General features: G+C 55.1%; 12 protein-coding genes. 8 read left to right on the top strand and 4 right to left on the bottom strand.

Annotated features, from left to right (window positions below; all coding sequences use genetic code 11):
* Positions 1-149: 149 nt before the first annotated feature.
* The 3 genes from ACZ5AM_RS00230 (at position 150) to thpR (ending at position 5,238) form a co-directional block, all read left to right on the top strand.
* Positions 150-4,025 carry an adenosylcobalamin-dependent ribonucleoside-diphosphate reductase gene (locus ACZ5AM_RS00230; protein WP_464915013.1) on the top strand — a complete coding sequence of 1,292 codons (3,876 nt, stop codon included), beginning with the start codon at positions 150-152 and terminating at the stop codon, positions 4,023-4,025.
* 154 nt (positions 4,026-4,179) lie between these two features.
* Complete coding sequence (locus ACZ5AM_RS00235) at positions 4,180-4,644, top strand: phosphoribosyltransferase (protein ID WP_464915014.1); 465 nt, start codon at positions 4,180-4,182, stop codon at positions 4,642-4,644.
* Positions 4,645-4,683: 39 nt separating this feature from the next.
* On the top strand, positions 4,684-5,238 hold the full coding sequence (thpR, locus tag ACZ5AM_RS00240) for an RNA 2',3'-cyclic phosphodiesterase (protein ID WP_464915015.1): 555 nt from the start codon (positions 4,684-4,686) through the stop codon (positions 5,236-5,238).
* Here the strand turns inward: thpR and ACZ5AM_RS00245 are convergent.
* The gene (locus tag ACZ5AM_RS00245) at positions 5,202-6,521 is read right to left on the bottom strand and encodes an ATP-binding protein (RefSeq protein ID WP_464915016.1); all 1,320 of its coding nucleotides are present in this window, start codon (positions 6,519-6,521) and stop codon (positions 5,202-5,204) included. The genes thpR and ACZ5AM_RS00245 overlap by 37 nt on opposite strands.
* A gap of 73 nt (positions 6,522-6,594) precedes the next feature.
* Between ACZ5AM_RS00245 and cca the strand changes: the two genes are divergently transcribed.
* On the top strand, positions 6,595-7,962 hold the full coding sequence (gene cca, locus ACZ5AM_RS00250; RefSeq protein WP_464915017.1) for a CCA tRNA nucleotidyltransferase: 1,368 nt from the start codon (positions 6,595-6,597) through the stop codon (positions 7,960-7,962).
* Here the strand turns inward: cca and ACZ5AM_RS00255 are convergent.
* Positions 7,959-9,752 (bottom strand): glycoside hydrolase, encoded by a 1,794-nt coding sequence (locus ACZ5AM_RS00255; RefSeq protein WP_464915018.1) that lies wholly within the window; start codon positions 9,750-9,752, stop codon positions 7,959-7,961. The genes cca and ACZ5AM_RS00255 overlap by 4 nt on opposite strands.
* Positions 9,753-9,869: 117 nt before the next feature.
* On the opposite strand from ACZ5AM_RS00255, the gene ACZ5AM_RS00260 reads away from it, so the two are divergent.
* Positions 9,870-10,178 carry a hypothetical protein gene (locus tag ACZ5AM_RS00260; protein WP_464915019.1) on the top strand — a complete coding sequence of 103 codons (309 nt, stop codon included), beginning with the start codon at positions 9,870-9,872 and terminating at the stop codon, positions 10,176-10,178.
* Here the strand turns inward: ACZ5AM_RS00260 and ACZ5AM_RS00265 are convergent, their stop codons facing one another.
* Positions 10,179-10,610, bottom strand: a complete 432-nt coding sequence (locus ACZ5AM_RS00265; protein WP_464915020.1) for an OsmC family protein — start codon at positions 10,608-10,610, stop codon at positions 10,179-10,181.
* A gap of 102 nt (positions 10,611-10,712) precedes the next feature.
* On the opposite strand from ACZ5AM_RS00265, the gene ACZ5AM_RS00270 reads away from it, so the two are divergent.
* A complete protein-coding gene (locus ACZ5AM_RS00270) occupies positions 10,713-11,540 on the top strand; it encodes a DMT family transporter (RefSeq protein WP_464915021.1) in 828 nt (275 codons plus the stop codon).
* Here ACZ5AM_RS00270 and ACZ5AM_RS00275 read toward each other — a convergent pair.
* Entirely contained in the window at positions 11,537-12,613 is a 1,077-nt protein-coding gene (locus tag ACZ5AM_RS00275) for a DUF835 domain-containing protein (RefSeq protein WP_464915022.1), read from the bottom strand. The genes ACZ5AM_RS00270 and ACZ5AM_RS00275 overlap by 4 nt on opposite strands.
* A gap of 238 nt (positions 12,614-12,851) precedes the next feature.
* On the opposite strand from ACZ5AM_RS00275, the gene ACZ5AM_RS00280 reads away from it, so the two are divergent.
* Positions 12,852-13,664, top strand: coding sequence for a hypothetical protein (locus ACZ5AM_RS00280; protein ID WP_464915023.1), 813 nt, complete (start codon positions 12,852-12,854; stop codon positions 13,662-13,664).
* A 50-nt stretch (positions 13,665-13,714) separates the two neighbouring features.
* Positions 13,715-13,870 (top strand): DUF7128 family protein, encoded by a 156-nt coding sequence (locus ACZ5AM_RS00285; protein ID WP_464916175.1) that lies wholly within the window; start codon positions 13,715-13,717, stop codon positions 13,868-13,870.
* Positions 13,871-13,903: the final 33 nt, after the last annotated feature.

A 13,903-nucleotide genomic window follows, 5' to 3' on the forward strand; every position in this document is an offset into this window, starting at 1 on the left:
CACCCAGGCGCCAGGTTTTGAGTCGTAAACTTGTCATGGTGGCAACGGCTCGGGGGGTAAGGTATATTTACCATCGTAGTCAACTTCACCCTGCCGTTCATTTTACTAATGCCGAATAACATCGGTACGAATATGACAGGGGTGTTTATATGCCTGTTGAAAAAGTGATGAAAAGAGACGGTAGAATCGTGCCGTTCGATAAGGAGCGTATAAGGTGGGCCATACAGAGGGCAATGCTGGAGGTCGGAGTTCACGACGACAAGCTTCTCAGCAGGGTCGTGAGGCGCGTCGTCAGGAGGGTGAACGAGCTCTACGATGGCCAGGTGCCGAACATCGAGAACATTCAGGACATCGTCGAGCTCGAGCTCATGCGTGCAGGCCTCTTCGACGTGGCCAAAGCCTACATCCTCTACCGCAAGAGGAAGGCCGAGATAAGGGAGGAAAAGAAGAAGATACTCAACAAGGACAAGCTCGACGAGATAGACAAGCGCTTCTCCATCAACGCCCTCCGCGTTCTGGCCTCGCGTTACCTGATAAAGAACGAGAAGGGGGAAATAATCGAGAGCCCGAGGGAGCTCTTCGAGCGCGTTTCCATCCTCGCGGTGATCCCGGACATCCTCTACGACGAGAGGGTTTTCGATAAGGAAGGGAACCACGAGCAGGATTCCAAGGCGGTTGAGAAGTACCTCTCAAAGCTCGACGAGTACGACGGGAAGCTCTCGATTGGAAGGTTCAAGCTCAACAAGTACCACTTTGAAAGGCTCCTCAACCTCTACCGCGAGCTCGCTGAAAAGGGCCAGATGAAGGTTTCAATCGACGAAGTCATCAAGATGCTCGAGAACGGGGCCTTTGACAAATACGAGGACGAGATCGAGGAGTACTTCAGGCTCATGACGAGCCAGATATTCATGCCCAACACGCCGGCGCTAATCAACTCTGGAAGACCTTTGGGAATGCTCTCGGCGTGCTTCGTCGTGCCGATAGAGGACGACATGGAGAGCATCATGAAGGCGGCGCACGACGTGGCCATGATACAAAAGGCCGGTGGAGGCACTGGAATCAATTTCTCGAAGCTCCGCCCCGAAGGAGACCTCGTCGGAACCACCACCGGCGCGGCGAGCGGACCCGTCTCGTTCATGCACCTCATAGATGCAGTCAGCGACGTTATAAAGCAGGGCGGCGTAAGGCGCGGAGCCAACATGGGAATCCTCGAGGTCTGGCATCCCGACGTAGAGAAGTTCATCCACGCGAAGGAGAAGAACGTCGGGACCAACGTGCTCAGCAACTTCAACATAAGCGTCGGCCTCTGGGAAGACTTCTGGGAGGCCCTGAAGGAGGGCAAGCGCTACCCGCTGATAAACCCGAGGACGGGGGAGAAGGCGAAGGAGATAGACCCCAAGAGCCTCTTCGAGGAGTTGGCCTTCATGGCCTGGGCCAAGGCCGACCCGGGTGTAGTGTTCTTTGATGTGATAAACAGGAGAAACGTTCTGGAGCCCGCAAAGGGCGAGAAGATAAGGGCAACCAATCCGTGCGTCGTTGGCGATACGAGGATCCTGACGCCGGAAGGTTATTTGAAGGCGGAGGAACTCTTCAGCCTCTCAAAGGAGAGGGGTAAGAAGGAGGCAGTGGCGGTAGAGGGAATAGTAGAGGGTGGAGAACCGTACGCCTACTCGGTCGAGGTTCTCCTGCCCGGAGAGGAGGAGACCAGGTACGAGACCGTCCACGGAAAGAGCCTCGCCGTTGCCGATCCGGTCGCCGTTCATGCCTACGTATGGAAGGTCGGAAGGAAAAAGGTCGCAAGAGTGAGGACGAAGGAGGGCTACGAGATCACCGCGACGCTCGACCATAGGCTCATGACTCCAGAGGGCTGGAAAGAGGTTGGTGCACTCAAGGAAGGCGATAAGATACTTCTCCCGCGCTTTGAAGTGGAGGACGAATTCGGAAGCGAGAGCATAGGGGAGGACTTAGCATTCGTCCTCGGCTGGTTCATTGGGGACGGCTACCTCAACGTGAACGACAGGAGGGCCTGGTTCTACTTCAACGCCGAGAAGGAGGAAGAAACCGCCTGGAAGATTAGGGAGATACTCGCGAAGCATTTCGAAATCAAGGCAGAACCCCACCGCTATGAAAACCAGATAAAGCTCGGCGTCCGCGGGGGGGCTTACAGGTGGCTTGAGAGCCTCGTAAAGAGAAACGAAAAGAGAGTCCCCGAGGTAGTCTACAGGCTCAGGGCAAAGGAGATAGCGGCTTTCCTGAGGGGTCTCTTCAGCGCCGACGGCTACGTGGACAACGATATGGCTATACGACTCACCTCAAAGGATAGGAAACTCCTAAGGGAAGTTCAGGACCTGCTCCTGCTCTTCGGGATCCTCTCCAGGATCTACGAGAGGCCCTACGAGAGCGAGTTCCACTACACCACGAAGAACGGCGAGGAGAGGACTTATAGGGCCGAGGGCTACCACGAGCTCGTCATAGCGAACTACAGCAGGAGGCTCTTCGCGGAGAGGATAGGATTCGAAGGCTACAAGATGGAGAAGCTCAGCCTCAAGAAGACGAAAATTGACGAACCGGTCGTTACGGTTGAGAGTGTCGAAGTCCTTGGAGAGGAAATCGTCTACGACTTCACGGTGCCTGAGCACCACTCCTACATAAGCAACGGCTTCATGAGCCATAACTGTGGTGAAGAGCCGCTCTACGAGTACGAATCCTGCAATCTGGCCTCGATTAACCTTGCAAAGTTCGTAAAGTACGACGACGAGGGCAGGCCCTACTTTGACTGGGACGAGTATGCATATGTTATCCAGAAGGTGGCGAAGTACCTCGACAACGCAATAGATGTCAACAAGTTCCCCCTGCCAGAGATAGATCGCAACACGAAGCTCACCAGGAGGATAGGCGTTGGAATGATGGGCCTCGCCGATGCGCTCTTCAAGCTCGGGATTCCATACAACAGCGAGGAAGGCTTCGCCTTCATGAGGAAGGCGACCGAGTACCTCACCTTCTACGCCTACAAGTACTCAATCGAGGCCGCCAAAAAGCGCGGTCCGTTCCCGCTCTACGAGAAGACCAAGTACAAGGACGGCGAGCTTCCCGTCGAGGGATTCTACCACAGGGAGATATGGAACCTGCCCTGGGACGAGCTGGCCGAGGACATCAAGAAATTTGGAGTTAGAAACGGAATGGTAACGACCTGCCCACCGACCGGCTCGGTTTCAATGATAGCCGACACCTCTAGCGGAATCGAGCCGATATTCGCGCTCGTCTACAAGAAGAGCGTGACGGTGGGAGAGTTCTACTACGTCGACCCCGTCTTCGAGGCCGAACTGAAGAGGCGCGGGCTTTACAGCGACGAGCTCCTCAGGAAGATAAGCGACAACTACGGCTCAATACAGGGTCTCGAAGAGGTTCCGGAGGAGCTTCAAAGGATTTTCGTCACCTCGATGGACATCCACTGGCTCGACCACATCCTAGCCCAGGCCAATATCCAGCTCTGGCTCACCGACAGCGCGAGCAAGACGATAAACATGCCGAACGACGCCACCGTTGAGGACGTTAAAGCTGCCTATCTCCTCGCCTACAAGCTCGGCTGCAAGGGCGTAACGGTCTACCGCGACGGCTCTCTCAGCGTTCAGGTCTACAGCGTCGAGGGAGAGAAGAAGCAGCGCGTCAAGGCGAAGCCGAGCAAGTATGCCGTCGAGAGGCTCAAGGCCATCGTCGAGGCGGAGCCGTGGCTGGCGCGCTTCATCAACGTTGAGGCGATACTCAACGGTACCAACGGAAAGAAGGAGTCCCAGCCGCAGGGCCTGACCTTCTCAGTCTCCCACGTTTCGGCTCCAAAGCCGCTCCACGAGCACCCGCACCATGCAGAGAAGCCTGAAATCCCCGAGGAAAAGATACAGGAACTCCTCGGGGTTGCCTACTGCCCGGTCTGCTACGAGAAGGACGGCGAGCTCGTCGAGCTCAGGATGGAGAGCGGCTGCGCCACCTGCCCGCGCTGTGGATGGAGCAAGTGCGTCATAAGCTGAGCCCCCGGCTCTTTTCTCCCCTTTCTGGACATTTTCACTTGATTGACATTTTCCTGTCAAAGCATCCTTTTTAAGGGCCACGTTTTAACTTTTGCCACTCAGAGGAAAGCCTTAAGTGGGCCGGTGCTAACTTTGGGTATTCGGAGGTGTTGACATGGACAAGGTTTATCTCACCTGGTGGCAGGTTGACAGGGCGATTTTTGCTTTGGCGGACGAGCTGAGAAAGAACTTCACGCCAGACGTCATAGTGGGGGTTGCGAGGGGCGGGCTTATCCCTGCGGTCAGGCTAAGCCACATCCTCGGCGACGTCGAAGTCAAGGTCATCGACGTCAAGTTCTACAAGGGAATAGACGAGAGGATGGAGAAGCCCATGATAACGATTCCTCTCCACGGCTCGCTGGAGGGCAAGAAGGTTGTCATAGTGGACGACGTCAGCGACACGGGGAAGACCCTCGAGGTCGTCATAGAGGAGGTCAAGAAGGCCGGGGCGAGCGAGGTCAAGGTTGCCTGCCTCAGCATGAAGCCCTGGACGAAGGTCGTTCCCGACTTCTACGTCTTCCGCACCGACAAGTGGATAGTCTTCCCCTGGGAGGAGTTCCCGGTCGTCGTGAGGGAGTAATCCCTTTAACCCCTTTTCCCAACTTTTCTCGGTGGTGCTATGAGGGCGTTCATAGCTATAGAGGTCAGCGACGAGGTTCGCGACAACCTCCTGAGGGCGCAGGAAAGGATAGGGAACAAAGCGGCAAAGATAAAGTTCGTCGAGAGGGAGAACTTCCACGTCACCCTAAAGTTCCTCGGCGAGATAGACGAAGCCCTGGCCGAGGAGGTCAAGAAAGCCTTAGAAGAGATAGCGAAGAAGCACAAAAAGCACCGTGTCCGCGTTAAGGGCATAGGAGTCTTCCCGAACCCGAACTACGTGAGAGTAATCTGGGCCGGCATAGAGAACGACGAGGGCATAAAGGCGATAGCGGCCGATGTGGAGAAGGAGATGCGCCGCCTCGGCTTCAAGAAGGACAAGGACTTCGTGGCGCACATCACCATTGGCCGCGTCAAGTTCGTCCGCGACAAGCTTGAGCTGGCGATGGCTCTGAAGGACCTCGCCAACGAGGACTTCGGGGAGTTCGAGGTTAACGCGATAGAGCTGAAGAAGAGCACGCTTACTCCTAAGGGGCCAATTTACGAGACTATCGCCAGGTTCGAGCTAGCGGAGTGAAGCTGGAAGAGAAAGAGGGGAGCTGGAATTACCGCGAGGTTGCTTTCCTCGAAGAATTCGAGTTTGTCCTTTGAGAGGAGCACCTTGTTCTTTATCCCAACCCTGGGAAAGTCCTGGGGTCTAACCCTTCTCCTCCACTTCACCTCCACTCCAAAGTGGGGTGTTACAAAATCCACCCCCCGGGAACCGCTGAAAAAGTACGTTGGATAGAGACGCTTTAGGTGTTCGCCGACGATACCCTCGATTACCCTGTCGGTCTCTGGACCTTTCCCAAAGAGCCTTTTGAAAGTTTGAACCAGGAGGGGGTCTGTGAAGTAGAACTTGCGCTCCTTTCTGAATAGGGGAGTGAAGTCGTGGAGCTTGACCTGGAAGTAGTTCCGTCCGATAAAAAGCTCTTCAAAGAGCTCAAGGTAGTCCCTCACCGTGACATGGGAGCCTATCTCCAGTTCTTTGGCGAGGGAGTTGAGGCTCATCCGGTCGCCGTAGCGGCGCAGAAGGCCGAGTATTATCGAGAGGGCTATCCTCTCGCTCCTTCCGAGTTTGGTCACGTCGAGAACTGTGGCGTTGTAGACCATCTCGTAGGTTTCCGGTTTTATCCCTCCCCCAAGCAGTTCGTAGATAGCTCTCGGATACCCTCCAGCCAGTAGATAAAAATCGAGTGCGCCCGCCAGTACCTCCATGTAAGGATAAAGTTCAAGGGCGTTCTCGTAGAACTCTCTACCCGTCTTCGGGAGAGTATAAGGAAGCCGAACGTTCTTCAGTTTCGGCTCAAAGATAAGAGAAACCGCCCCGAAGTCCAGCGGAAGGAATTCCTCAACTTTTACGTTCCTCCCGGGAAAGCTCTCCCTCTTAAGTCCAGCCGAGGTCGAGCCTGTAACCTGAAGCACCATTCTCGATGAGAGGGGGGAATCAAGGAGGAACTTAATCGCCCTCTCCCAGTTCTCAACAAAGGTGACCTCATCGAGAAAAACGTAAGCTTTTCCCCTCACGCCCCTGAGAAAAGACTTAACGACGGACACTATCCCGCGATAGTTCCTCAGAAGGTCACAGGAGAAGTAGAGGACGTTCCTTGGATTTATTCCCGACTCGATGAGTTTTGCCACAGAGAGCTTCATATAAGTAGTTTTTCCCACCTGCCTAGGGCCGATTAAAATCTTGTTTACTGGTTCAAAGTGATAGTCGATCCGCGGTTCCTTTGCCAGGGCTTTTTTGACCCGCTCGTCCTCGTATATTGCATCCGGATCGGCCCACCAGGGGTTTTGAACCACCATCAAGTCTTCCATTTCGCATCATTGACATTCTAATAACAAAAGATATATAAATATTTTGATAGCTAACTATCAATAGGTGCAGAACATGAACGCTAATACTATCATCGAAGATGTCCTTTCACGGATAAAACCGAGCGAGGAGGAGAGGGCCTTCATCGAGAGCCTGATGAAGGAGCTTGAAAAGCTGGCAGTAGAGACTATAGGGGAGCTCGGCCTCGACGTTAAGCCATACTTCGTGGGTTCCCTCGCGAAGGACACCTATTTGGCCGGAGACCATGACATCGACCTCTTCCTTGCCTTCTCCCTTGAGACCCCGCTTGAGGAGCTCCGGGAAAGGGGGCTGGAGCTCGGAAAGACAATAGCCGAGAAGCTCGACTCCTACGAGCTCGCATACGCTGAACACCCCTACGTTAGGGCAGCCTATAAGGGCGTGAAGGTTGACCTCGTGCCCTGCTACGACGTGAGTGACTGGAGAGACGTGAGGACGGCCGTTGACCGCTCGATACTCCACACCCAGTGGGTCATCGAGAACCTCAAAGGCAGAAACGATGAAGTTAGGCTCCTCAAGCGCTTCCTCAAGGGGATCAACGCTTACGGAAGCGAGATCTACGTGCGCGGCTTCTCGGGTTATCTCGCCGAAATCCTGATCATCAAGTACGGCTCGTTCCTCGACGTCCTGGGTAACGCCGACTTCATGCTGAGGCAGAAGATAATCGACCCCGGAAACTGGCTCAAAAGGGAGCCGGAGATCACCATGAAGACCGTGAGGAGGGAAATCGAGGGGGATAAGCCCCTCATAGTCATAGACCCCGTCGATCCCAGAAGGAACGTTGCTGCAAACCTGAGCTGGGAGAAGTACGGGGTTTTCTACTTCAAGGGCACGGAGTTCATCGAGGGGCCCTCAATTGAGTTCTTCTTCCCAGAGAGAGAAGAGGCAGAAGACTACCGGGGGGAGCTGAGGAGGAAGGGGACCCACCTGCTAACGATCCTCTTCGACAGGCCCGGTATGATAGACGACCTCCTCCTGCCCCAGCTTGAAAAAAGTGCAAGGGGCTTTGAAAAAGCGCTGAATAGGGAGGGCTTTGGAGTTCTCGGCTGGGACGTTGGGTACTCCGGGGAAAAGGCGTTCATAATGCTCGAGATCGACAGGGTTGAACGCGAGAGGGTAACCGTAAAGCCCGGGCCGGAGTTCTTCACCGAGAGGGGCCGGGACTTCTACAGGAAGAACGAGCGCGTATGGCTCAGGGGCAAGAGGCTCTACGCCGAGAAGAGGGTAAGGGAGAACGTCCTCGATGTCGTGGTCGAACTGCTTCAGAAGAACCAGCTCTCGCTTGGAAAGAACGTGAGAGAATACATAAGAGGGGCCGATCTGCTGCTGGACTACGTCCCCCGGGAAATGCGGAGGGAGGCCTCTCTCTTCCTGAGCAGGAAGAAGGAGGGGTTGAAGGGCTAGGCCCTGTGCTCGCACCACTCCTTTCTCTCCCAGTCCCCGTGAAGCTCGCCGGGTATGTGGCCCGCGTCGGCAACGGCCCCCTCAAAGTCGTAGAGCATTCCGAGCGCCTCCCTAACTTCGTCCGGGAGGGCCTCTCTACCGGTGTAGAGGGCGGCTCTTGTGACGACGTTGTAGGGGTTGTTGGGGACCTCGCTCTTCAGGGACTCGAACCATGCCTCCTCGGTCGTCTCCCACCCCTCGAGGCCCGGGAGCTTGTAGAGGTCGTAGTCGTAGTAGAGCTGCGGAAACGCAAGGAGCTTCATGTACTCGAGGAGGAGGAAGTTGGCCCTCTCACCAAGATCCTCCTTCATATAGACCTCCATGAGCTCAATGAGGGCTTTGCTTATCGCGGCCACGTTTCCGAAGGTGACCCGGGTGTCTATGTTCTCCCAGAAGCGCGGGCAGGAGTGGTTGGCCAGGAGCATCATGTAGTACACCCTCCCGAGCTTCATCGCGAGAGTTGGATCGACTTCGCTTATGGGCTCCATGATGTAATCCACCCCCGTCTCCATGTCGAAGTACTCGTAGTGCTCCCTGAAGAAGGCCCTTGCGTAGAGGACCAGGAACTCCTGAATGGACACCCTGCTGGCGTCCGGTTGGTATCTGCGGATCAGGTCGATGACCCCAAAGCGGACGGCCCTGTTGAGCTCCCGGAACAGCTTCGTAAAGGCGTACTTCCACAGCTGGGAAACCTTCTTCCCCCTGTATAGGCGGTTTATTATCCTTCCGTCCTCCCGCCTCATGCCCAGCCATCTCATGTCCCCAGTCCTTCCGTCCGCGCTCAGGTCGTAGTAGTCGCTCCAGCTCGAGTAGTCCTTGACGTTTATCCTGAAGTACTCGCTGCACTCTCCGTCCAGACACTTGTACTCACCACTCTTCTTCCTCCTCACGAACTCCACAGCACTGACGCCTTCGACGCCCTTCTCGTCGAGGCCCCTCATCCATCCGAGGAACCTGTCAAGCTGCCTCGGGTTAGCTAGCAGTGCCTCAAGGTCGCTGGCGAGATGGACCAGATACGGAACTCCGGCCTTCTCCTTGAAGACGTCGACCCTGCCCTCGGCGACGGCCTTCACAAGTCCGTCAACGTCCAGGGTGTTGAAGGCAAAGGCATCGCTGAGCTGGTGATCCCTTCCAAAGACGTAGGCGAGCTTTCCATCGCACCTGTAGGTGTTGCAGGAGAACTTCGCCTGGGGAAGGTTGAGGCCGACGAACTGCCTCTCGTCCAGGAGGAAAACTACGTCGGCAGGGGTGGCGTTTGCGACTATGCCAGCGGTTTCCCTGGTTATCACGCCCTCGGGGAGCCAGTAGCCTACTGTATCCTTTCCATGGATGAAAGGTTCGTAAAAGTCAAAAGAAACCCTCGCGAGAACCTCCTGGTCGAAACGCCCGAGGTGGGGCATTATGGGATGGAACGGCGTTGTGGGGACGGCCTCCACGTGTTCACCCAGAAGCTCAACTATCTCGCCGTAGATGCGGGGCTTGTAGGTGAGTATCATGTAGAGGGTAAAGGGCTCAAAGTCAACGCTGACGCTCTTCTCGGGTAGACTCCCGAGGACGTCGTTGGTGTACTCGTAGGCCTTTATGACCGCGCGGGTCCAGTTCCTCCCCTTGACTTCCACCTCGCGTATCCTGAGGGAAACTGGGCTGAGCCTCTCGGAGTATTTTATCGGGTCCCAGCCGGAGCCGTCGTGGATGTAGATTATGTCCCCGGGCTGATAGGCGTGAAAATGATAGGAGCGCTTCATCTGCATGGACTTCACCCCTACAAACTAGGACGCGGAGTTTATTGCCCTTTCTCCAGTCCATCACTACCCAAATTTGGCCGATAATCTAATAAACATGGGCATCGAAATGGGAACGGTGAAAAGATGGAGAGGGAGTTAAGGCGAATTCTGGGGGAGGATCTGGCCAACTACCTGGAACTGCTCAGGGCCAAGATAGCATTTGCCGAGGAGCTGTACGGGATAAGGATGAACTACGTTCCCCTGATAACGGAGGGGGAGATAGTGATCCTAGACAAGAACGATGGAAGGATAAAGTGGCTGAGGGACAAAAGGCCGCTTACCCTTGAGGAATTCAGATCCCTAGCTGGGAAAATAAAGGAGAACCTCGAGAGCGGCTACGTTGAAGCACTCTTGGCCATGAACATGTCCTGCGTCGAGGGGCCCGGGGAGTGATCACTCCCTCTGGAACTCGACTTTCACGGGGGTGGGGTTGGCCAGGTTGTCGCTGATCGGACAGCGCTCCTCGATTTTTTCAAGCCATTTCCCGAGGGTCTCCTCGTCCGCGTCGGTTTTGACCTTGACTACGGCCTTAACCTCCTTAAAGCCGGCCCTTCCGTCCTCAAGCCCCATGAACTTGGACGGGTTGAAGATGCCCTCCACCTCAACGCTCAACTCCCCGATCTCGATCCCCATGTCCTTGGCGACCAGGGTGGCCACGATATTGAGACAGCCAGCCAAAGCGGCGAGCTGGTAGTGAAGCGGGCTCGGGTTTTCTCCACCGAGCTTGTCAACGATGATCTCAAAGCCGTCCCCCACGACCTTCATCTTCGTCGGGGAGAGCCTCGTGCCGGAGACCTTTACGGGCAAATCCTTATATCTCGGCATTCAAACCACCTCAAAGGTAGATCCGGGGAAGGACTTAAAAGAATCTCCAAAACCAAAGGTTTGGAAACTGCGGTTTAAAAAAAAAGCGCGACGGGAAGAACCATGAGGCGGGAAGAGGCGATACTGCTGGGGATTACGGCAATATGGGGGTCGACCTTTCCGGTCATGAAGCTGGCCCTCGAGGGCGTCACCCCAATGCTCTTCCTCACGTACCGCTTTGGGATAGCATCCCTCCTGATGCTCATACTCTTTGGGAGGAGGGTTCTCAAACGGGAGACGTTACGGGAGGGCTCCATCCTCGGCCTTACCCTCTTCTTCGGTCACGGCCTTCAGATAATCGGCCTTGAATACACGACCCCCTCGAACTCGGGCTTCATAACCTCCCTCTACGTCGTCTTCACGCCCTTCATAGCTTACTTCATACTGGGCGAAACCCTCCACTGGAGGAGCTTCGTCTCCCTGGCCTTGGCACTCGCGGGGCTCTACCTGATATCCGGGGCGAGCCTCCACGTAAACTACGGAGACTTGCTGACGGCACTCTGTGCCCTCAGCTTTGCGTTTCAGATAGTCCTCGTCGAGAAGTTTGGGGAGAAGGACTACCTTAGCCTAACCTTCTGGCAGATATTCTGGAACTTCGTGCTGTCGGCGGTGTACGCTGGAATCTTCGAGGGTCTTAGTCCTTCAGTGGGGACCGTACCGCTCCTCGGGGCCGTTTACACGGGCGTCTTTGCCACCGTCCTGGCGTTTACTCTGCAGATGAGATACCAGAAGAGCGTTAAGGCGTACAAGGCGGCCCTCATATACTCCTTGGAACCGATATTCGGGCACGTTGCATCGCTCGCTGTGTTCAGGGAAGTCCTTACCCCAGTGGGGTACCTCGGAGCGTTCCTAATACTGGGCGGCGTATGGAACGAGGTGTCCAAAGATTAAGCACCGAGCACCCTGCGGAGCAGCCTCCACTCCCTGTCTCCCCACGCCTTACCATCGGAAACTATCAAGACCGTGCCGTTGTGTAGAACCGCCAGATCCCTCAACGTGCCCAGGAACTTGGCCAGCGCCTCAAAACCGTTGTAGACGTTGAGGTACTCGAGGCAGTCAAGCACCACTACACCCTTTCCATCGAAGGAGTTCAGATAGCGGTTTACAAGCTCCAGTATCCTCGGCAGGTTCGTGGGTGAGATGTTCCGGTCGCCCTCAACCTGAGTAACGAAGTATGCGATCCAGTGCGGGGGTATTTCGGAGTTGTTCCTGAGAAAAGCGAGTAGGGGAAGCTCTCTAAGTTCAGGTAGCATGCGCTGATACTCTTCGGCCGTTATAAGGTTGATGCCGGGGGTGAGGTCGATCTTTTTGGGAGTCTCAGCTGCCCCTGATACGCCAGCGAACCACGCGATCATCGACAGCCTCACGACGAACCACGCTAGGAGCACGGTCAAGGCCGCACTGATCCCAAAACCTATGGGGGCGAACCAGTCAACGGGTCGGAGGAACGGGTAGTCCATCTCGTGGAGGCCGTAGAGGATCAGCAGCACCCCAACGTACTTGACGTCGTTGCCGTAGAGATCCACTATCCCCAGCAACATTACCCCAGAAAACGCCATAAAAAGACCCGATACACCGTAGGTAACCCCAATCGTCGCCATCCAGTCGGTCGAGATGTTGAGGGCCTTGGAAGCGAACATGTAGAGGGCCAGTATGATCGGGGTGGAGGAGATGAAGATGCTCCTACCTAGACTCAGGGAGAACCCCTCCTCCCTCAGGAGCATTGTAACCGCGTAGAACACCAGGGAGGCCGCAACTGCCTCCATCATCACCGCCACCCTCTCACTAGAAAACAGATCCCCAAGGACTTGGAGGGCCATGAAGAGGAAAGCAAGGGAGAAAAGGGCCGCGGATTTTCTTCGGCTTTTGAGGTAAGAGGTTAACAAGTAGGCGAAAGCTATTACCTTCGCACCCATGCTCAGGACTTGGCCGATGACAAGGAGCATGAAATTCACGGGGCCCACCAAGTGAAAGTGTATAACCGGTGAATAAATACCTTTCGGAAATCTTCCAATGAGAGCCGTCGTTTGTTGGAGGTTATAAGGCAGGTTGAGAAACTATCGGGTAGCTATCCAACAAGAAGATTCAACGGAGTATCGACAACTAGAGGGGCCCCTACCGGGGCTACGGTGTCTCTGAATCAGAATTCGAGAACCGTTCTTTTTATTAACCGGTTTGCCAATCTTTAGAACAGGTGATCCAATGAGGTTTGAGGTGCTCTCAAAGGACGATATGAACGCCCTGTCCAGGGAGCTCAGCAGGGCAGGGATCATGAACAGGAAAGTTGAGGAGGTCACCCACGATATCGCCCACTACTTAGTTATCCGAGGGAAGTACGGGGAGATATTCAAAAACGCGGAAGGGATCGAGCCCCTTGAAGAGAGCCTCCAGAACCTCAGAAAGGCCTATGACTCACTGATGAAAACAACGGAACCTGGACAAGAGGTCTCCACTGAGGAGTTCCTGAGCGAACTGGACGGGGAGAGACTCATCCTCCTCATGGCGCTCGGGGAAGCCGGGGCAGTGGAGGAGATCAACGGAAGGCTGAGGATCATAAAAAAACCGAACCTCGAAGATCTGGAGATCGAAATGAGGTTCCCGCTGGATGAACTGGAGGGACACCTGGAGGCCATCGAGGAGAGGTTCAACGTCAAAATGCTCAGCGAGGTATCGATCGTGAAAAGCTACTACGTGGAGGTACTCGAAGTGGACAGGGAGCTGATAGAGGAGGCACTTGAAATCGCCGAGGAATACGCAACGGAGGAGAGCTACGTCGATGCAATGTTCACGGGAATAGCGAGGTCCATACTAGCCGAAACGATCCTCGACCTTGCCCAGAGGTACAGGAGAAAGGACGAGCTGATAAACGCTCTCCTCGAGGGGGAGCCAATAGCAGTCGAGGGGAAGGAGGAGAAGGTTTACGTGTACTTCGACGAGGACGCGATAGAAAGCTTCCTCAAGGAACTCCAGAGCCTGGGCTACCTAAAGATAAAGGGGAACAGGGTATGGGCCTAACCCATAAATTTTAAAAAACGATGGAAGATGAGGAGAACGGAGGTGGGAGGATGGTAGGGCTCAAGGCTCTCACTTTCGTGGACAGGGACGGAGAGCTCTACTATCGCTGCCCACGCTGCGGGATGATCTTCAAAAAGAGCAAGGACTACGCGAGGCACGTCAACAAGGCCCACGGCTGGATCTTCAGGGAGAAAGGGAGCAAATGACCCCCACATTCACTTTTTCGGGATGACGAGAGT

It is taken from the genome of Thermococcus fumicolans, from assembly GCF_055386755.1.